Here is a 544-nt window from a genome sequence, read left to right as displayed (position 1 = left end):
ATCAAGAACAAAAGTTGGGGAGAATTTAATTAAAAAAGGAGATTTTTGTCAAATTTAAACACTATTATGGACCCTATAACTCTTTTAAAATTGATGCTTCCTGATTTTCTAGTTGATTATTTTGAAATAATTTCAGTTGATAATTCAGAAGAAAACCTACATCTTTATTTTGAAGAAAAAGCAAAACTTCCAAAAGAGTTTGACAACATAGAGTTAGCCTCCAAAGGCTTGACAGACGAAATAACAATTCAAGATTTTCCACTAAGAGGAAAGTTTGTGTATTTACACATAAAACGTCGTCGTTGGACTAATAAAAACACAGGTGAGATAGTTAAAAGAGATTGGAATTTAGTAGCTAAAGAAACACGTATGACGCAAGAATTTGCATCTTTTTTAAAAGAAATTAATCGATAAGACAGCTATAGATTCTCAAACTATTGGTAGTTTCTTTGGAGTTAAGGGTAAAAAACTACAAAGACAGCATAAAAAGCATCTGAGTTCCTTTAGTTCTTGGGAACCAAGAGAACACGCGCATCAATGGATT

1 protein-coding gene is annotated in these 544 nt (G+C 31.4%); it reads left to right on the top strand.

What is annotated here, in order from left to right; all coding sequences use genetic code 11:
- Positions 1-66 precede the first annotated feature (66 nt).
- Positions 67-414, top strand: coding sequence for an ISAon1 family transposase N-terminal region protein (locus B0A78_RS12945; protein WP_065213048.1), 348 nt, complete (start codon positions 67-69; stop codon positions 412-414).
- Positions 415-544: the final 130 nt, after the last annotated feature.

Origin of the sequence: Flavobacterium columnare NBRC 100251 = ATCC 23463 (genome assembly GCF_002530675.1) — a bacterium.
Lineage (GTDB): Bacteria > Bacteroidota > Bacteroidia > Flavobacteriales > Flavobacteriaceae > Flavobacterium > Flavobacterium columnare.
The sequence above is the reverse complement of the archived record's forward strand: the minus strand, read 5'-3'. Positions and strand labels throughout refer to the sequence as shown.

What these genes read in the sequence shown, in the direction of transcription:
- B0A78_RS12945 (WP_065213048.1), top strand. Translation starts at nt 67, where the DNA reads ATGGACCCTATAACTCTTTTAAAATTGATGCTTCCTGATTTTCTAGTT.